Annotated in this window: 14 protein-coding genes; 3 read left to right on the top strand and 11 right to left on the bottom strand. The window is 74.5% G+C overall.

The genetic code is table 11. The features are described 5' to 3' along the window. Both ACFW6B_RS02160 and ACFW6B_RS02155 read right to left on the bottom strand, forming a co-directional pair. Nucleotides 1–506 (bottom strand): ATP-binding cassette domain-containing protein (locus ACFW6B_RS02160; protein WP_386591385.1); only part of this gene is annotated, 506 nt, incomplete at its 3' end. A gap of 1 nt (nucleotide 507) precedes the next feature. Further along, entirely contained in the window at nucleotides 508–1428 is a 921-nt protein-coding gene (locus ACFW6B_RS02155; protein ID WP_386591363.1) for an ABC transporter permease, read from the bottom strand. A gap of 161 nt (nucleotides 1429–1589) precedes the next feature. On the opposite strand from ACFW6B_RS02155, the gene ACFW6B_RS02150 reads away from it, so the two are divergent. Next, complete coding sequence (locus tag ACFW6B_RS02150; protein ID WP_386591362.1) at nucleotides 1590–2258, top strand: TetR/AcrR family transcriptional regulator; 669 nt, start codon at nucleotides 1590–1592, stop codon at nucleotides 2256–2258. 11 nt (nucleotides 2259–2269) lie between these two features. Here the strand turns inward: ACFW6B_RS02150 and ACFW6B_RS02145 are convergent, their stop codons facing one another. The 4 genes from ACFW6B_RS02145 to ACFW6B_RS02130 form a co-directional block, all read right to left on the bottom strand. Further along, complete coding sequence (locus tag ACFW6B_RS02145; RefSeq protein ID WP_386591361.1) at nucleotides 2270–3202, bottom strand: ADP-ribosylglycohydrolase family protein; 933 nt, start codon at nucleotides 3200–3202, stop codon at nucleotides 2270–2272. A gap of 51 nt (nucleotides 3203–3253) precedes the next feature. After that, nucleotides 3254–4249 carry a UDP-glucose 4-epimerase GalE gene (galE, locus tag ACFW6B_RS02140; protein WP_386591360.1) on the bottom strand — a complete coding sequence of 332 codons (996 nt, stop codon included), beginning with the start codon at nucleotides 4247–4249 and terminating at the stop codon, nucleotides 3254–3256. A 117-nt stretch (nucleotides 4250–4366) separates the two neighbouring features. Continuing rightward, nucleotides 4367–5962 (bottom strand): glycosyltransferase family 2 protein, encoded by a 1596-nt coding sequence (locus ACFW6B_RS02135; RefSeq protein ID WP_386591359.1) that lies wholly within the window; start codon nucleotides 5960–5962, stop codon nucleotides 4367–4369. 54 nt (nucleotides 5963–6016) lie between these two features. Further along, complete coding sequence (locus ACFW6B_RS02130; protein WP_386591358.1) at nucleotides 6017–7306, bottom strand: glycosyltransferase 87 family protein; 1290 nt, start codon at nucleotides 7304–7306, stop codon at nucleotides 6017–6019. 92 nt (nucleotides 7307–7398) lie between these two features. Here ACFW6B_RS02130 and ACFW6B_RS02125 point away from each other — a divergent pair, with 92 nt between their 5' ends. Continuing rightward, complete coding sequence (locus ACFW6B_RS02125; protein WP_386591357.1) at nucleotides 7399–9120, top strand: hypothetical protein; 1722 nt, start codon at nucleotides 7399–7401, stop codon at nucleotides 9118–9120. On the opposite strand, the gene ACFW6B_RS02120 is transcribed toward ACFW6B_RS02125, so the two are convergent. Then, nucleotides 9014–9511, bottom strand: coding sequence for a MarR family winged helix-turn-helix transcriptional regulator (locus ACFW6B_RS02120; protein WP_386591356.1), 498 nt, complete (start codon nucleotides 9509–9511; stop codon nucleotides 9014–9016). The two genes, ACFW6B_RS02125 and ACFW6B_RS02120, sit on opposite strands and share 107 nt — an antisense overlap. Before the next feature lie 124 nt (nucleotides 9512–9635). Between ACFW6B_RS02120 and ACFW6B_RS02115 the strand changes: the two genes are divergently transcribed. Next, a complete protein-coding gene (locus ACFW6B_RS02115) occupies nucleotides 9636–10049 on the top strand; it encodes an organic hydroperoxide resistance protein (protein ID WP_103549486.1) in 414 nt (137 codons plus the stop codon). Nucleotides 10050–10082: 33 nt separating this feature from the next. Here the strand turns inward: ACFW6B_RS02115 and ACFW6B_RS02110 are convergent, their stop codons facing one another. From ACFW6B_RS02110 to ACFW6B_RS02095, 4 genes are all read right to left on the bottom strand, one after another. Then, nucleotides 10083–11768: a hypothetical protein gene (locus ACFW6B_RS02110; RefSeq protein ID WP_386591355.1), complete on the bottom strand. Its 1686-nt coding sequence runs from the start codon at nucleotides 11766–11768 to the stop codon at nucleotides 10083–10085. A gap of 84 nt (nucleotides 11769–11852) precedes the next feature. Continuing rightward, nucleotides 11853–13109 carry a hypothetical protein gene (locus ACFW6B_RS02105; RefSeq protein ID WP_386591354.1) on the bottom strand — a complete coding sequence of 419 codons (1257 nt, stop codon included), beginning with the start codon at nucleotides 13107–13109 and terminating at the stop codon, nucleotides 11853–11855. 251 nt (nucleotides 13110–13360) lie between these two features. Then, on the bottom strand, nucleotides 13361–15571 hold the full coding sequence (locus tag ACFW6B_RS02100) for a CDP-glycerol glycerophosphotransferase family protein (RefSeq protein ID WP_386591353.1): 2211 nt from the start codon (nucleotides 15569–15571) through the stop codon (nucleotides 13361–13363). A 1-nt stretch (nucleotide 15572) separates the two neighbouring features. Further along, nucleotides 15573–17732, bottom strand: coding sequence for a CDP-glycerol glycerophosphotransferase family protein (locus ACFW6B_RS02095; protein WP_386591352.1), 2160 nt, complete (start codon nucleotides 17730–17732; stop codon nucleotides 15573–15575). Between the last annotated feature and the right edge of the window lie 107 nt (nucleotides 17733–17839).

The raw sequence follows: 17839 nt of genomic DNA, 5'->3' as shown, positions 1-17839 counted from the left end.
ATGAAGTCGCCCTTCTCGTTGATGCCCGAGAAGTCGACGATCTCCTGGTAGCGCTCCTTGATCTGCTCGCGGGACATGCCCATGGCGAGCCCGCCGAGGTGGACGTTCCGCTCGCCGGTCAGGTCGTTCATCAGGGCCGCGTTCACGCCGAGCAGCGAGGGCTGGCCGTCGGTGTAGATCTTGCCGCTCTCCACCGGGAGCAGGCCCGCGACCGCCTTGAGCAGCGTGGACTTGCCGGAGCCGTTGGTGCCGATCAGGCCGATGGCCTCGCCGCGGTAGGCGGTGAAGGAGACGCACTTGACCGCGTGGACCTTGCGCACGCCCGCCGCCTTCTCGGACTGCTTGCGGCGCAGGATGCGGTTGAGCGCGGCGGTGGCGCTGCCCCGTCCGGCGCCGGTGCCGTTGACGCGGTACACGATGTCGACGCGGTCCGCGATGACGGTCGGGACGCGCCCGTCGCCGGCCGCGGGCGCCGCGTCCTGCGGCTGGGTGTCCTGCGTGATGATGTCAGCCACGGCCGTACCTCTCCTCAGCCTTCCAGAAGTAGATGAAGCCGCCGACGGCCGTGACCACGGCCCAGAAGACGGCGATGGCCCACACGTGCGGGGGCAGGTTGGAGGAGCCGTAGCCGTCGATGAGCGCGAAGCGCATCAGGTCCATGTAGACGGCGGCCGGGTTCACCTGGAGCACCCGGGCGATCCACTCGGGCCGGCTGGCCAGCATGGTGCTGATGGAGAACATGACACCGGAGGCGTACATCCAGGTGCGCATGATGAACGGCATGAGCTGGGCGAGGTCGGGCGTCTTGGCGCCCATCCGCGCCACGATCAGCGCGAGACCGGTGTTGAACAGGAACTGCAGGAACAGCACCGGGACGATCAGCAGCCAGGACGGGCCCGGGTAGCTGCCGAAGGCGATCGCCACGACGAACAGCACGAGCATCGAGAAGAGCAGCTGCTGGAGCTGCTGGAGGGCGAAGGACACCGGCAGCGAGGCGCGCGGGAAGTGCAGCGCGCGCACCAGCCCCAGGTTGCCGGAGATCGCCCGGACCCCCGCCATCACCGAGCTCTGCGTGAAGGTGAACACGAAGACGCCGGTCACCAGGAACGGGATGTACACGTCGTGCGACATGCCGTGGTTGGCCTTCAGGATCAGGCCGAAGATCAGGAAGTAGACCGCCGCGTTGAGCAGCGGCGTCACCACCTGCCAGAGCTGGCCCAGCTTGGCCTGGCTGTACTGGGCGGTGAGCTTCGCCTGCGAGAACGCGAGGATGAAGTGCCGCCGGCCCCAGAGCTGACGGACGTACTGGATCAGTCCGGGCCGGGCCCCGCTGACCGCGAGGCCGTACTCGGCGGCGAGGGCCGCGGCGTCGCCGGCGGGGGGAACCGGTGACGCTGTCGGGGGCGGTGTGTTGAGGACCTGGCTCACATCCGTTGCTTTCGCTCGGGGGGTGGGGGTGCGCGGTCGGACCCGGGGCGTTTCCGACGGCGTTTCCTGCCGTTTTCCTGCGTCGGAACGGGACCGTATCGTCGTAACGCGAGAGTAGGCCCAGTCGACGTCGGAACGCAACCGTTTCGTCGTAACGCCCTATGCTGGTGCGTATGACGACGAACGCCGACACAGCCGCGAGTGCCGCCACGCCCGCGCCTGCCGACGGAAAGCCCCGGCGCCGCCGGGCTCCCGCCGGTGCGGCCGTCCTCCGCGAGGACGTCACCGAGGCGATCCGCGCCGCCGTCTTCGAGGAACTCGCCTCCGTCGGGTACGCCAGGATGTCCATCGAGGGCATCGCCCGCCGCGCGGGCGTCGGCAAGACCGCGGTGTACCGGCGCTGGCGCTCCAAGCTCCATCTCGTGCTCGACCTGGTCTCGGCGATCGCGGTCCAGGGGCTCCCCGCGCCGGACACCGGTTCCCTCGAGGGTGACCTGCGGCTGCTGTACGAGGTCACCTCGCGCGCGCTGCGGCACCCGGTGGCCGGCCAGATCATCCCCGACCTCCAGGCCGAGGCGGCCCGCAACCCCGAGATCGCGGACGCCATGCAGCGGGCGCTGAAGGAGGGCCAGCAGTCGGTGGCGAGCGGGATCGTCGCGTCGGCCGTCGCGCGGGGCGAGATCCGCGAGGGCGTCGACGTCGAACTCGCGCTGGACCTGATGTCGGGACCGCTGTACTGGCGCGCGGTCGTCGTCCGCGGACCCAAGGTCCCCAAGGGCTACCTGGCCAGCCTGGCCCGCGCGACGGCGGCGGCGCTGAAGGCGCTCTGACCCCGGCGGCGCTACCCGGCGGGCCGCCGCCCGGCCAGCCGGACCGCGAGGTCGGCGAGGTCGGCCGCCCGCAGGACCCGCCCGCCGAAGCCCGGCAGGGGCACGTGCAGCGGCTCGCTCCAGCGGGCGGGCACGGCGTCCTCCCCGTACACGGCCCCCGCGAGCGCGCCCGTCACCGCCGCGACCGTGTCCGTGTCACCGCCGAGGTCGACCGCGGCGCGCACGGCCTCCTCGAAGGAGCCGGTGGTCCGCACGGCCCAGACGGCCGAGCCGAGACAGGGCCACACGGCTCCGTTGAACTCGGTCGCCAGGTCGGGGTGCCAGTCGTCGGCGAGTACCGTGGCGTAGCGGGCCCGGTGGTCCGGGTGGACGGCGTCGAGGGTGTCGGGGAGCGCGTCGAGGGGGTCCTCGCCGAGCAGCGCGACGCGGATCAGTTCGTGGAGGACCGCCGTGCCCTCCCAGGCGGCACGGTCGCCGTGGGTCAGGGCGGCGATGCGGCGCGCGGCGGACATCGTGGCGTCCCGCCCGCGGGGGGCGAAGAACACGGCGGAGGCCGACGCCCGCATCAACGAGCCGTTCCCGGCCCCGCGTTGACTGCTCTGGAAGTGCAGGGCGGCTGCCAGGTCCCAGGGGTCGCCGCCCGTCAGGACCGCCTCGGTCTGCAGGCCGATGTCCTTCGGGTCCGCCGCCGCCCAGCGCCGGAACCGGTCGAAGACGTCCGGGAGTTCGAGACGGCCGTACCGGGCCAGCGACTCGCCGACCAGGACGGCCATCTGCGTGTCGTCGGTCGCCTCACCCGGGTCCCAGCCGCCGCCCCCGCACATCTCGCCGTCCTGCCCGGGCACCGGGAAGCGCCGGGTGAACGCGCCTTCCGGGCCGAACTCGAAGGGCGCGCCGAGGGCGTCGCCCACCGCGGAGCCGAGGACGGTGCCGATGGCGGTCATGGGGCGAGCGTACGGGGTGATGTGGAGGGGGCCGCCGGGGCCCGGACCCGGTCAGGGCGACAGGGGCCCGGGCCGGCTCGCGCCCGGGTGGTGGCGGAGCCAGCCCGACCAGGCGGAGGCGATCATGTCGTCGACGCCGTGGCGGGCCTTCCAGCCGAGCTCCTCGGCGATGCGGTCGGCGGAGGCGACGACGCGGGCCGGGTCGCCGGGGCGGCGCGGGGCGGTGACCGGGGGCCGGTCGTGGCCGGTGAGCGCGTTGATGCGGTCGATCATCTCGCGCACCGAAACCCCCTCGCCGCGGCCGATGTTGAGGGTCAGACAGGTGCCGGGAGAGGCGGTGAGGGCACGGGCCGCGGCCACGTGCGCCTCGGCCAGGTCGACCACGTGGATGTAGTCGCGCACGCAGGTGCCGTCCGGCGTCGGGTAGTCGTCGCCGAAGACGCTCGGCGGGGCGCCGTCCGTCAGCTTCTCGAAGACCATGGGGACGAGGTTGAAGACGCCCGTGTCGGCCAGCTCGGGGGCCGCCGCGCCCGCCACGTTGAAGTAGCGCAGGCAGGCCGTGGACAGACCCGTCGCACGGCCGGTCGAGCGCACCAGCCACTCGCCCGCCAGCTTCGTCTCGCCGTACGGGCTCATCGGCGCGCACGGGGTCTCCTCCGTCACCAGGTCCACGTCCGGCATGCCGTACACCGCGGCCGAGGAGGAGAAGACGAACGCCGTCACGGAGGCCGCGGTCACGGCCTCCAGCAGGACGCGCAGGCCCTCGACGTTCTCCCGGTAGTAGTGCAGCGGCAGCTCCACGGACTCGCCGACCTGCTTCTTCGCCGCCAGGTGGACGACACCGGTGACGGAGTGCTCCGCGAGTGTCCGGGCCACCAGGCCGCCGTCCAGGGTCGAGCCGACCACCAGCGGAACGTCCGGGGGCACCCGCTCCGCGACCCCCGTGGACAGGTCGTCGTACACCACGGCCTGCTCGCCCGCCTCGCGCAGGGCGCGGACCACGTGCGCTCCGATGTAGCCGGCGCCGCCGGTGATCAGCCAGGTCATGTGCGGCCCTTCCCCTCGTGTGTGAGTCCGTGGTGCGGACCGTGTGCCCGCGGGCGGGGAGAGGCGGGCGCGCGTGACGGTGTCCGCGTCCGGGCCTCGTGTCTCCGCGTCCGCGTATCAGTGAAGCAGGCGGCGGAGCCTGCGGGAGACCACGCCGGCCGCTCCCCTCCAGCCGGACGCCGTCCGCAGCCCCAGTGCCCCCGCGTGCGTCCGGTACGGCTGTACGAGGAGAACACCGTGGTGGGCGTCAGCCAGCGCGCGGCGGCGCAGCAGACCGGGGCCGCCGAGGGCGTGCGCCGACACCTTCCGGCTCGTACCGTCGTGAAAGCGCACGGACAGGCGCAGATCCCAGGTGCCCGCGCCCAGCGCCGACAGCTCCACCGGCGCCTCCGCGCGCCAGGAGGCGCCGTGCCGGTCGGCCACCAGGACCGCCGTGCCGCTCAGGCCCACCCGCCCCTCCTCCCGGTGGACGAACTCCACGTCCACCGAGGCGGGGCCCGCCTCGGCCATCCGTCCGTACAGCTCGTGCAGGCGCAGCCGCAGCCGGGTGCCCCGCGCGCGGGGGCGCAGTTCCGCGTCGACGGCGGCGGGCAGCAGGTGGGCGGGCCGCTCCAGGAAGTGTTCCAGGGTGACCTCGGGGAGGTCGGCGGACCACACGGGCGTGCCGTCGTCGTCGCGGGTGTAGGGCGGCAGCAGCCGGGCCGGGCGGGCCGCCAGTTCCCTCAGGCGGGGCAGGTCGCGCGGGGCGGGGCAGGCGAGGATCACGCGGGCGACGAGGCGGCCGGGGGCCGAGGGGCCGACGCCGAGGTCGGCCGCCCCGAACGTCGACAGGTACGCCCGCGTGTGGTCCCACCAGGCGCTGCGGTAGCCGGGGGAGCGCAGTTCCAGTTCGCGCGTGTACATCCGCAGCTCGTGGTCGAGGAACTTGGCGCGCACGGCCCGCGCGAGCCGTTCCTCCCCGGCGTCCAGGAGGATCTCGTACGCCGCGCGGTTCGCCTCCGTGCGCGCCCGCCAGTTGCCGATGCCCGCGCGGTCGAGCGAGATGGACAGGCGTTCCGCGTCGCGCCTGACGTGCCAGACGTACACGGTGTCGGGGATCAGAGCGATGCGCGGAGCGGCGGCCAGCACCCGCGCGGTGAACACGAAGTCCTCGTAGGGGTAGCGGCCTTCGGGGAAGCGGATGCCGTGCTCGCGCAGGAAGCCGGTGCTGTACAGCTTGTTGACGCAGAGGGTGTCGTGGGCGAGGCGGGGGCGGCGCGAGGGACGGGATATCAGGGCGGGCCGCGCGTAGAGCGCGCGTTCCCAGGGCACCTCGCGGCCCGAGGGCAGTTCACGGCGTACGCACAGCCCGGCCGCGACCTGGGCGCGGTGGTCCTCGGCGGCGCCGAGCAGCGCGTCCACCGCGCCGGGCGGCAGGATGTCGTCGCTGTCCAGGAACATCACGTACGGGGCGCGGGCCGCGTCGACGCCGTCGTTGCGCGGGCTGCCGCAGCCGCCGCTGTTGGCCTGCCGGTGCACCACCCTGAGGCGGGGCTCCCCGGCGGCGAGGGCGTCGAGGAGGGCGCCGCTGCCGTCCGTCGAGCGGTCGTCCACGGCGATCACCTCGCGCACGGCCGGACCCTGCGCGAGCGCCGAGCGCACGGCGTCCGCCACATGGGCGGCGTCGTCGTACCCGATGACGACGACGCTGACCTTCGCGTGGTGAGAGTTCATGTGATCCCGCTCCGAAATCGCAAGGATTGCGGGCAATTCTCCGTCAAGCGGCGGTCACTGTCGCGTCCGGAGCCCGGCGTGCGCCGGGTGGGCGCCGCGCTCCGGCCCGGCCGGCGCGGCGCGGGGCGCGGCCGCGGACACGCCCGACCGCCACAGCCGTACGAACGACATCCCCGCGGCCGTCGCGAGCAGGCCGTTGCGCGCGAGCATCAGCAGACAGCCGGTCCAGGTGCTGCGCACCACCTCGCCGTACAGCCCGGGGTACGCCACCGCGCTGACCGCCGTCGCCGCCAGGACCAGCGCGGCGACCGGGCGCTGGGTGGTGTGCCGCGAGGTCAGGCAGACGGCACAGAGGCCCAGCAGCCACACCATGTACTGGGGGCTGATCACCCGGCTCGTCACGGTGAACAGCAGGACGGCCGTGAGCGCCGCGTCGTACGGGGTGGCCGTCGTCCAGCGCCGTGCGCGGACCCGCCACAGCAGCACGAGCGCGAACGCGGCGACGGTCAGGGCGAGCGAGCAGGCCGCGACCGCGCCGGTGTACGGGCCGACGAACTCCATCGCGCCGTACTGGTAGCGGGCGGTCCCCGGCCAGCCGGCGTGGCGCGCGAGGCCCAGGACGGTGCCGCCGAAGGACTCGATCTGGACGCCCCGGCTGCCCTGCTGGCGCAGGAAGTCGAAGGGGCCGTCGAAGAGGGCCGCGAGGACGGCGAGCAGCGCGGCCGCGGTGACCGCCGCCGAGGCCCACGCCTGCCGGGTGGTGCGGCCCCGCGGGGTTCCGATCAGCGCCAGCGCGGGCCAGACCTTCACCAGGGCCCCCGCCGCGGCGAACGCGCCGCCCACGCGCGGGCGGCGCGCGAGCGCCAGCAGGGAGACGACGGCGAAGGCGGTGACCTGCACGTCGTAGCGGGCGAGCGGGATGTGCAGCAGGAGGGGCAGGCCCAGCACCCACAGCCAGGCGCCGCGCGGACTGCGGCCGGGGCGCAGCCCGGCGCGGGCGAGGGCGGCGGTGACCACCGCGTCGGCGGCGAGCGTGCAGGCCACGAACGCGGTGAAGTACGTCAGCCCCGGCAGCAGTCCGGGCGCCAGCAGCACCGGGCCGGCGCCGGGCGGGTACTGCCACAGCCGGTCGTCCACCGGGAACGAGCCCCGGGAGAGCACGCCGTACCAGTGGAAGTACAGATGGCCCACCTCGCGGGACACCCCGCCCCTGCCGAGCGGGGCGAGCCGGTCGTGGGCGAGGAGCCACAGCATCAGGGCACGGGTGGCCAGCCAGGCGGCGGCCAGGGCGGGCGAGACTTCGCGGGCACGTCCTGGCGGGCGGGGGTTCCGGAGGGTGCTCATCAAGCCCGGATCGTAAGCCGCATGGATGGGGCATGCCGCGCGATACGCCGTCAATACCGAATAAAGGTTGTTAATAGCAAAAAATCGCTCCCATGGTGCATGCGTGGATGAGGCTGCCGACGGCCCGGCGTCCGGCGGCCGGACCCCCGGCCGGGCGGCGCCGGGAGGCCCTGGGGCGGGAGGCCCTGCGCCGGGAGGTCCGGCGTGGGAGGACCCGGCGCCGGGAGGCCCGGCGCGGGAAGGTCCGGCGGCGGGAGACGGCGGCCGTCGTCCTGTCCGTCCTCGCGCCCGTCCTGGTCATGCTCGCGGTCGGTCTGTGGGGCCTCGACCGCGGCGGCATGTGGCGCGACGAGGCCGTGACGTTCCAGGTCGCCCAGCGCTCGGTGCCCCAGATCTGGCACCTGCTGCACACCGTGGACGCCGTGCACGGCCTGTACTACCTCCTCATGCACGCCGCCGTCGCCCCGCACCCCGGCGAGGTCGCCCTGCGCCTGCCCTCCGTCTGCGGCGCCGCCGCGACCGCCGGGCTCGTGGCCGCGCTCGGGGTCCGGCTGAGCCGCCCCCGCGTCGGCCTGTGGGCGGGCCTGCTGTACGCCGTCACGCCCATGGCCGGCCACTTCGCCCAGGAGGGCCGCTCCTACGCGCTGGTCGCGGCCGGGGCGGCCGGGGCGACCCTGCTGCTGGTCCGGGCCGCCCGGTCCACCCGGCCCGGCCCCTGGCTCGCCTACGCGGCGACGGCCGCGGCCACCTGTCTGCTGCACGAGATGGCCCTGCTGCTGCTCCTCGCCCACGCCACGACGCTGGCGCTCGTCCGCGTACCGGCCGGGGTGTGGCGGGCCTGGGCCCTCGCCGCCGCGGCCACGGTCCTGGTGCTCGTGCCCCTCGTCCTGGTCTCCCACGACCAGGCCGCACAGGTCGCCTGGCTGCCCCGCACCGGCCTCGCGAGCGCCCGCCGGCTGCTCGGGCTGTTCACCGGACCGGCCCGGCTCGTGATCGTGCCGTACCTGGTCCTCGCCGCCCTCGCCTTCCGCCCGGAGCGCACCCCGCGCGGCACGTTCTCGCTCCCGGCCGTCGCCCTGCCGCTGGTGGCCGTCCCCCCGGCGGTGCTGCTGACGGTGTCCCACTGGCGGCCTCTCTACGACGAGCGCTACGTCCTGTACGCGCTCGCCGGAGCCCCGCTGCTCGCGGCCGCCGGAGCCGACCACCTCGCGACGAGACTGCCGCGGCTGCTGCCCCACGCGGTCACCACCGGCGTCCTCGCCGTGACCCTCGTCCTCGCCGTCCAGCTCCCGCTGCTGCGCGCGGACCGCAGTCCCGCCCGCCGCCCCGACGACCTCGCCGCCGTCTCCGTCGTCGCCCACCGCGAGCTGCGCCCCGGCGACCCGGTGCTGTTCCTGCCGTCCCTCGCGCGGCGCGCGGCCCTCGCGTACCCGAAGGGCTTCCGCGGGATCCGCGACGTCGCGCTGAGCGTCCCCGCGCCCGCGTCCGGAACCCTGTACGGCCGCGAGGCGGGCCCCGCCGAACTGCGCCGCAGGCTGGATCGGCTCGACCGGGTGTGGGTGGTCGCCGCGCCCTTCGCGGCACGCCGGTCCTGGAGGCCGGGCGCGGCGACCGAGCGCCTCAAGCTCGCCGTGATCGGCGAGCAGTTCGAGCGGCGGGAGCAGATCGTGCGCAGGGGCGTGACGCTGCGCCTCTACGTGCGCCGGCCTACGCGCATCCCGGAGCCTCCGACAGGGCTGCCTCGTCCAGTGCCGCCGTCAGCCGGTCCAGCCGGGCCCGGAGCGCTCGGATCTCCTCCAGGTCCGCCCCGGTAGCCGCCGCGATCCGGCGCGGCACGTCCAGCGCGCGCTCCCGCAGCGCGGCCCCCTCCTCGGTGAGCCCCACCCGCACGGACCGCTCGTCGCGCGCGCTGCGCTCCCGGCGCACGAGCCCGGCCGCCTCCAGCCGCTTCAGCAGCGGCGACAGGGTCCCCGAGTCGAGCCGCAGGTGCTCGCCGACCTTCTTCACGGGCAGCTCGCCGTGTTCCCACAGCACCAGCATCACCAGGTACTGCGGGTAGGTGAGCCCGAGGTCCTTCAGGAGGACGCGGTAGACGCCGCCGAAGGCGCGCGAGGCGGCGTTCAGCGAGAAGCAGATCTGCTCGTCGAGGCGGAGGAAGTCCCCCGCGGCGGGGGCCCCGGGGCCCGGGGCGGGTGTCACGGTCATGACCCCAGAATAGCTCTGGTGAGCAATTGAGTTGTGCACAATTGAATTGCGTGCTCTAATTCTGGTCGTGGGGCCGCCGGACCGGCGGTCCCCGCAGGATCTCGACTTGAGAGGGATGGTCCCCATGGACGCGCTCTACACCGCTGTCGCCACCGCCACCCACGGCCGCGAGGGCCGCGCCGTCAGCTCCGACGGCACGCTCGACCTCCAGCTGGGCATCCCGGCGCAGATGGGCGGCAGCGGTCAGGGCACCAACCCCGAGCAGCTGTTCGCCGCCGGGTACGCGGCCTGTTTCGCGAGCGCCCTCGGCCTGGTCGGCCGCGCCGCGAAGGTCGACGTCACGCAGGCCGCGGTGACCGGCGAGGTGAGCATCGGCAAGCAGGGCGAGGGCTTCGGCCTGGCCGTCACGCTCCGCGTCGAGCTGCCCGACACCGTGGACGAGGCCACCGGCCGCAAGCTCGTCGAGCAGGCCCACCAGGTCTGCCCCTACTCCAACGCCACCCGCGGCAACATCCCGGTCGAGCTCGTCATCGAGTAACCGGCACCGAGCGGGCCGGTGCGGGACGGTCCGTCATCGAACGGCACGGACCCCCGCGCCGGCCTTCACCCCGGCACCCGCACCACCTGTCGCGCCGGCCCCTGCACCGGCCGGCGCACCGGTGCGGGTGCCGGGCCACTCGCCGATCCGGGCCAGCACCTCCCCGGTCTCCGGGCTCCACGCCACCACCGTCGCCTCCTCGGGCACCTGGCGCCAGCGCGTCAGCAGCAGCCAGCGGGCGTGGTAACGGCGGGCCACGGCGGCGCGTCCGGCCCTGGTCGACGACGGGTCGAGATAGGCGCGGACCGCCGTGAGCCGGCGCAGCCGCTCGCTCTCGGCGAGGGCCGGGTCGGGCCAGGCGGGCGCCGCGAGGTCCGGGCCGTAGCCCGCGAGCAGGTGGACCGAGTAGTACCCGTCCGCGATGACCGCCTCGCCGGGCCTGATGTGCCGGGCCGCCCAGTCGTACGTCGGCCAGCGCGGCGGCTGGGCGAAGCCGACCGGGTCGAGCCGGCGTGGCACCACCGCCCCGGCCTGCACGGTCAGGAACCCGGTCAGCGCGCCCGCCGCCGCAACCCCGCCCAGCACCCGTCGCCACACCCCCCACGGCCGCGGCTCCGCCAGCTCCACCCCGAGCGCGAACTGCAGCGGCACCAGTGTGAGCCCGAGGATCCTGCCGTACGTGTAGTGCCCGCTCACCCAGCCGTACGCCACCGCCGCGCACTCCAGTACGAACATCAGCACCAGGGGATCGCGCCACCACTGCCCCCCGCTCCGCCGGGCGCGCCGGACCCGCAGCCACAGCGCGGGCACCCCGGTCAGCGCCAGCCAGAAGTGCCCGGGCATCGACTCGTACAACCGCCTGTGCATGGCGTCCACGCTGCGGTCGCCGGTCAGCGCGAAGACGTCGAAGTACGGCCACGCGTACGCCACGAGGAACGCCGACGCCGCCGCGAGCAGCCAGCGGGCCGCCACCGCCGGACGCCGGCCGCGCTGCGGTCCCGCCGCGAACGCCACCCCGCCCAGCACCGCCGCGACCGACGTGATCGGATGCACGAGCAGGACCAGCCCGTACAGGGCGCCGAGGGCCGCGTACCCCCACAGGCTCCCGAGGCCGCCCGGGCCCACGAACCGGACGGGGCCGCCGGTGCCCGCGGCGAGCCGGCCGGTGAACGCCCAGGCCCAGAACGCCAGCCCGATGGCGAGCGTCGAGGGATAGCCGAGGCTGCCCGTCATCGACATCAGCCCGAGGTAGCCGCTCCACCAGGCGCGCTCCGTGCCCCACAGCAGCACCATCGCGAACAGGCACAGGACCGGGGCCGTGCGGCGGGGCGTCAGCACACGGACGAAGCGGCCGATGCCGGTCAGCAGCACCAGCAGGTTCACGGGCCCCGACAGCCGCACCACCGCCCAGCCGCCGAGCCCGGTCAGCCGGGCGAAGGCGCCCTGGGCCACCGCGTACGGCGAGTAGTACGGGCTGCCCGCGCCCGGCAGGTCCGCCATCGGATGGCGCGGGTGCAGCAGGTCCGCCCGCAGCCGTTCGACGACCGCCGCGTGCTGGCCCGCGTCGCAGCACAATGGGACCCGCCAGTAGGCGAGCGTCATCACCAGCCAGAACAGGCCGCCCCAGACCTGGTACGGCGTCGGACGCCGGCGGCCCCGGCCGCGCAGCGCGGTCGCGCCGCGGACGGACTCCCGCCGGCTGACGACGTCGGCGCTCATCGGGCGGCGGGGGAACGGGGAGCGGCGGTTTCCGGCATCTGCCGTATATGCCCGCCCCGATCGGCCGCCTAGCCCTCGATCACCTCATCGGGCGACCCCGGACTCCTTCCGCCCGGGCCCCGGAACCAGCCCGCCGGGCAGCCGCGCCCCGGGCCGGACGACCGTGTCGAGGAGCAGCGGGAGGCCCACCGCGGGCAGCAGCCACAGCAGCACGATCAGCCGGTCGCCCCAGACGTTGATGTCGGGGTGCGCGGCCTGGTTGAGCACCCCGGTGCCCGCCGCCGCGACGAGGAAGACGGCGAAGGCCCGGTGCCTGCGCAGCGCCCCCCACCCGGCCGCCAGCACGGCCGCGAGGAACAGCGGCTCCCAGAATTGGCGGCGCGTCCACTCGATCCAGAAGGCCGACTCCAGATGGAGGAACTCCGGCCACGGATGGACGCGGTCCGGACGCGCGTAGTGCCCGGTGAGCAGGTCCTGCAGGCTCTCCGACTGCGACGGGTGGTGCAGCGCGTCCGCGAGCAGCACGGTGGCCAGCACGCCGCAGCCCGCCACCACGCCCAGGGTCCGCAGCGGCCCGTCCCACCTGCGCCGGCGCGCCAGGAGCACCGCGCAGGAGGCGCCCAGGCACAGCCCGAGGAACAGCGCCTGCGAGTGCTTCACCGTGAACAGGACCGCCAGACAGCCGCCGGTCAGCCAGGTCCCGGCCCGCGCGCGGCCCTCCAGGACCAGCGCGCAGCCCCACAGGGCCGCGAGGGTCAGGGCCATCATCAGGCCCTCGGTCATCGGGCGCATCGCCGTCGTGCCGCACGGCAGGACGTAGTAGAGGACCTGCCCGGTCAGGGCCGCGCCGGTGGAGACGCGCAGGGTGCGCAGCAGCAGGAAGACGAGGACGCCCCCGGCCACCGTCACGGCGACGGCCGAGGCCCACAGGCCCCAGGTCACCCCCAGCACCGTGACGAACGGCACCAGCAGCACCGGGTACCCCGGCCGGGCCTCGAAGATCCGCATGAAGCGGGGCGGCATGAACGGCACGGTGTGCTCCGTCGTCCGCCCCGTCGCCAGCCGCGCGGACACGCCCCGCCACTGCTCGCGCCGGCACTCGGCGACGACCCGCCGGGTCGGGCTCGCGCGGTGGAAGCGCACCACGTCGACGGCCTGGTTCCGTCGGGCGACGGACGCCTTGCCGGCGCAGACGTAGTCGATCGTCAGGGCGGCGGCCTCCTGCTTGCCGTAGCCGCTGAGGTCCAGCGCGTACGACAGGTAGTTCTTGGTGTCGGGGGTGTCCCGGCCGGTGACGTTGGCGAGCTGGAGGACCGCGAAGACGAGGGCGATCAGGATCACCCGGGCCCGGGCCGTCCGTGGGGCCCGCACCCGGAACCGACGGACCCGCCCGGCCCCGGCCGCACCACCTGAACTGCCTGAACCGCCTGAACCGCTGGAACCACCTGAACCGCTGGAACCACCGGGACCGCCCGGGACGCCGACCGCCGTGCCGATCACGGGTCCCCGCGTGGGACCGTTCGCCGTGCCGATCACGGGTTTCCGCGCGGGGCCCGGTGCGGGTCCGTCCGGAGGGCCGGTCGCGGGGCCGGTCATGAGGGGGCGAGGACGTCGTGGCCCGCCTGGGCGGGCAGGGGGGCGACGGTGGCCGGCGGCACGGGCCGCTCGCCGAGCATCAGCGTGCGCACGACCCGCTCGGCGGCCCGGCCGTCGTCGAACTCGCAGAACCGCGCACGGAATCCGGCCCGCAGCCGCTCCGACTCCCCGTCCTGCCAGGCCCCCGACGCGAACAGCTCCACCAGCTCGGGCCGCGAGCGCGCCACATGACCCGGCGCGTCGGAGGTGATGTCGAAGTAGGCGCCCCGGCTCGCCGCGTACGCGCCCCAGTCGTCGGCGAGGAGCACGATCGGCCGGTCGAGGTTGGCGTAGTCGAACATGAGGGCCGAGTAGTCGGTCACCAGGGCGTCGGAGGCCAGCATCACGTCCTCGACGCGCGGTTCGTCGGTCGCGTCGAGGACGACACCGCGCCGGTGCAGCTCGGCCAGCCCCGTCCCGCGCGCCGGACCGTCCGCGAGCGAGGGGTGCAGCCGTACGACGAGGGTGTGGTCCGGGCCGAGGCCGTCCGCGAACGCGGCCAGGTCCAGGCGCTCGGCATGCCCGCCGCGGACGTACTCGCGGCGCGTCGGCGCGTACAGCACCACCCGGTTCCCGGCCGGGATCCCGAGCCGCGCGCGGGCCGCCGCCCCGTCCTCGGGCCGGGCCCGCACCAGGACGTCGTTGCGGGGGCTGCCGCTGCGCAGCGAGGCGAAGTGGCAGGGGTAGGCGCGCTCCCAGACCAGCTCCGAGTGCCGGTTGGCGACCAGGCTGTAGTCCCAGCGGTCGGCGCGGCGCAGCATCTGCGGCACGTCGACGCCGTGCCGCGCGCCCGGCTTGTGCAGCAGGTCCGCGGCCATGTACTTCAGCGGGGTGCCCTGGTGGGTGTGGACGTGGACGCTGCCGGGGCGCTTGGCCAGCGAGCCGGGCCAGTTGACGTTGTTCACGAAGTACGTGGCCCGCGCGGTGATCCGGCGGTAGGCGAGCGAGTCGAGCAGGACGTGCTCGGTGTCCGGCGGCAGCAGCGCCGCCGTCTCCTCGTCGCGCACGACCCACACCCCGCGCAGGTGCGGGGCGAGTTCACGCGCCGCCGCGTACACCGCGGCCGGATCGCCGAGGACCCCCCGGTGCGAGAACGCCGAGTACACCGCCAGGTGCGGGTCCAGCGGACGGTGCCCGTGGACCGCGGACCAGCCGTGCTTGACCCGCGCGGCGGCGGCCCGGCGGACCTGACGGCCGCGCCGGCCCAGTTCCCGGCCCGCGCGGCCGGCCTGCCGCCGCAGCCGGTAGCGGGCGAAACCGCCCTCCAGGACGCGCAGTCCGGGCGGCACGGGACCGCTCCCGTGCTCGCGGAACAGCGCGGCCGTCAGCCGGAAGAACTCGGCCTTGTCCTCCTCGGGCAGCCGGTCCTCCTTGGAGAGGATGTCGAGGCAGTGCTCGCCCATCTTGTGGCGCAGGTACGGGCGCCAGTGCGCGAGCTCGGGCCGGGAGCCGACGAACGCGAAGACCCGCTCGTACTGGTCGTGGACGTCGAAGTGCTTGCGGCTGGTGGTGGACAGGATGTTGCCCTGGCGCCGCTGGCGGTAGGCCAGACAGATCCGGTCGAGGGCCGCGATCCGCTCCGCGCTGAGCATCACCGGGAACGTCCAGGGCGTGTCCTCGTAGTACCCGGGCGGGAAGGCGAAGCCCTCGCGCTCGACGAACGCGCGGCGGTAGACCTTGTTCCACACCACCATCAACAGGTCCAGGATCTCCGGGTGTTCGGCCGCGCAGAAGGTGCCGGGGCCGGCCTCCGCGAGGACCCGCGCGAGCACGTTCCTGCGGGTCCCGCCCCACCAATAGGTGCGCGCGTAGTCGAAGACCAGCACGTCGGGGTCGGCGGTCTCGTCCAGACGGTCGGCGACGGCGCGCAGCGCGCCCGGGGTGAGGGTGTCGTCGCTGTCGAGGAAGAGGAGGTAGTCCCCGCGGGCGAGCGGCATCCCGGCGTTGCGGGCGCGGCCGAGCCCCACGTTCTCCGGCAGGTGCAGCACCCGTACCCGGGGATCGCGGGCCGCGTACTCGTCGAGGATCTCCCCGCAGCCGTCCGGTGAGCAGTCGTCGACGGCGACGACCTCGATGTCCGTGTACGACTGCTCCAGGACCGAGTCGAGGCACTCGCGCAGGAAGCCCTGCACCTTGAAGACGGGGACGATGACGCTGAAGCGGGGCACGTCAGCTCCTTACGAGGGTGGACGCGGCGGGAGCCGGGACGCGTTCGGCGAGCGGCAGGACGGGCGGGATCGTCTCCGGGGACTCGCCCAGCAGCACTCTGCGCACGACCCGCTCGGCGGCGTGGCCGTCGTCGAACTGGCAGAAGCGCTCGCGGAAGCGGGCCCGCAGCCTGGCCGCGGCCGGGTCCGCCCAGGAGCCGTCGGTGAACAGCGCGGCCAGTTCGTCCGGGGTGCGCGCCACCTTGCCCGGCGGCTCCTGAAGCACGTCGAAGTAGACGCCCCGGGTCTCCCGGTAGACCTCCCAGTCGTCCGCGTACACGACGATCGGACGGTCGAGGTTGGCGTAGTCGAACATGATCGACGAGTAGTCCGTGATCAGCGCGTCGGCGGCCAGACAGACGTCCTCGGAGGACCGGTGCCCGGTCACGTCGATGATCCGCCCGCCGCCGCGCCCGCGGCCCTCGTCGTAGAAGTAGTGGGCGCGCAGCAGGACGACGAACTGCTCGCCGATCGCCTCGCAGAACGCCTCCAGGTCGAGCCGGGACTCGAAGCCGGTGCTGTGGTCGCGGTGCGTGGGCGCGTACAGCAGCGCCGTCCGGCCCTCGGGCACCCCGAGCCGTTCACGGATCCGGGCCACGTCCTCGGCACTCGCCGTGCAGTAGACGTCGTTGCGCGGATAGCCGTACTCCAGGGTCTCGTAGCCGCCCGGGAAGGCCCGTTCCCACATCTGGGTGGAGTGCCGGTTGGAGGAGAGGTTGTAGTCCCAGCGGTCCACCCGGGCCAGCAGTTTCGTGAAGCTGCCGGTCGCGGCGGCCACCACCGGGAACGTCGACTGGTCGACGCCCATCCTCTTCAGCGGTGTGCCGTGCTGGGTCTGCAGGTGCACGCTGCCGGGGCGTTTGACCACGCCGTCCGCGAAGTTGGCGTTGTTGACCAGGTACTTGGCGCGGGCCAGCACCTCCCAGGCGCGCCGGCTGCCGATCACCGCGTGCTCGACGTCCTCCGGCAGCGCGTCCACCGCCTCCGGCTCGACCAGGAACACCGACCGGATGTGCGGGGCGAGTTCGCGGGCCTTGGCGTGGACCGCCGCCGGATTGCAGGCGTAACCCCGGCCCCAGTACGCGCAGTACACCGCGAGGTTCTCGTCGAGGGGGCGGCGCAGCTGGAGGGCGTAGCGCGCCCGGGTGCGCAGCGTCCGCCCGCGGGGTACCCGCCGCAGCACACCGGAGACGGCCCGGTTCGTGCCGCGCAGCGCGCGGAACGCGCTGTACGCGCCCGCCGCGAGCAGCAGGTGCTGCACCCCGAGACTGCCCGCCGGAACCCGGAACCCGGCCGGACGGTGCCGCCGGTAGAGCCTGCCGGCCCGGCGGAAGAAGGCCCGGCGGCGCCGCGCGGGCACCCGGGCCGGGTGCGCGGCCGTCTTCAGGACCAGGGAGAAGAGTCGGCCGAACAGCGCCTTCGACCGGGCCGCGGGCAGGGTCCGCTCCGAGGCGTGGACGAGGACCCGCTCGACCTGGTCGAGGAGGTCGAAGTGGTGCTCGCCCGGCGCGTTGAGCCGGCTGCCCTGGCGGCGCAGATGATGCCGCACGCAGACCGTGCGCAGCACCGCCGGACGCTCGGCCGTCACCGTCACCAGGCCGCCCCACCCCGTGTCCGTGAAATGCCCGTCCGGGAAGGCGAGTCCGTGCTCGGCGACGAAGCCGCGGCGGTACACGGCGCTCCACGCCGGAACGTGCACGCCCAGCACCTCCGGGGCCTTGTCGAGCGGGGGCGTGCTCGGCTCGCCCTCCCACCAGGGCACCCGCTGGTGCGCGAAGTAGAGGACGTCCGCGCCGGCCGGGAGCCCCGCGTCCAGGGCGCCCAGCGCACCCGGCACCAGTTCGTCGTCCCCGTCGAGGAAGAGCAGGTACGCGCCCTTCGCCGCCGCGATCCCTGCGTTGCGCGCCGCGCCCAGTCCGTCCGACGGCGGCGAATGGACCGGGACCACCCGGGAGTCCCGGTCCGCGTACGCGGCGGCGACCGCCGTGGCCGGGGAGTCCGGCCCGTCGCATACCGGGATCAGCTCGAAGTCGCCGAAGGACTGGGCCAGGACCGAGTCCAGCGCGCGGGCCAGGTGCCCGGCGACTCCGAAGGTGGGCACGATGACACTGAAGCGGGGCATTCTGCTCTTTCTCTCAAGGGCGCCGGAGGGGATTCATCGCCCGGGGCGCCCGGCCGGCCGCCGGGTGGAGGGCCGGGCGGGCACGGGCCGCGAGGGACCGGACGGCA

This window comes from Streptomyces sp. NPDC058751, from assembly GCF_042746485.1.
GTDB lineage: Bacteria > Actinomycetota > Actinomycetes > Streptomycetales > Streptomycetaceae > Streptomyces.
Note: the sequence above shows the minus strand (reverse complement) of the source record. Positions and strands in the feature narration are given on the sequence as shown.

Coding starts and splice junctions, on each gene's coding strand:
- ACFW6B_RS02125 (WP_386591357.1), top strand. CDS start 7,399: ATGGTGCATGCGTGGATGAGGCTGCCGACGGCCCGGCGTCCGGCGGCC.
- ACFW6B_RS02130 (WP_386591358.1), bottom strand. CDS start 7,306: ATGAGCACCCTCCGGAACCCCCGCCCGCCAGGACGTGCCCGCGAAGTC.
- galE (WP_386591360.1), bottom strand. CDS start 4,249: ATGACCTGGCTGATCACCGGCGGCGCCGGCTACATCGGAGCGCACGTG.
- ACFW6B_RS02145 (WP_386591361.1), bottom strand. CDS start 3,202: ATGACCGCCATCGGCACCGTCCTCGGCTCCGCGGTGGGCGACGCCCTC.
- ACFW6B_RS02135 (WP_386591359.1), bottom strand. CDS start 5,962: ATGAACTCTCACCACGCGAAGGTCAGCGTCGTCGTCATCGGGTACGAC.
- ACFW6B_RS02115 (WP_103549486.1), top strand. CDS start 9,636: ATGGACGCGCTCTACACCGCTGTCGCCACCGCCACCCACGGCCGCGAG.
- ACFW6B_RS02095 (WP_386591352.1), bottom strand. CDS start 17,732: ATGCCCCGCTTCAGTGTCATCGTGCCCACCTTCGGAGTCGCCGGGCAC.
- ACFW6B_RS02150 (WP_386591362.1), top strand. CDS start 1,590: ATGCTGGTGCGTATGACGACGAACGCCGACACAGCCGCGAGTGCCGCC.
- ACFW6B_RS02110 (WP_386591355.1), bottom strand. CDS start 11,768: ATGAGCGCCGACGTCGTCAGCCGGCGGGAGTCCGTCCGCGGCGCGACC.
- ACFW6B_RS02120 (WP_386591356.1), bottom strand. CDS start 9,511: ATGACCGTGACACCCGCCCCGGGCCCCGGGGCCCCCGCCGCGGGGGAC.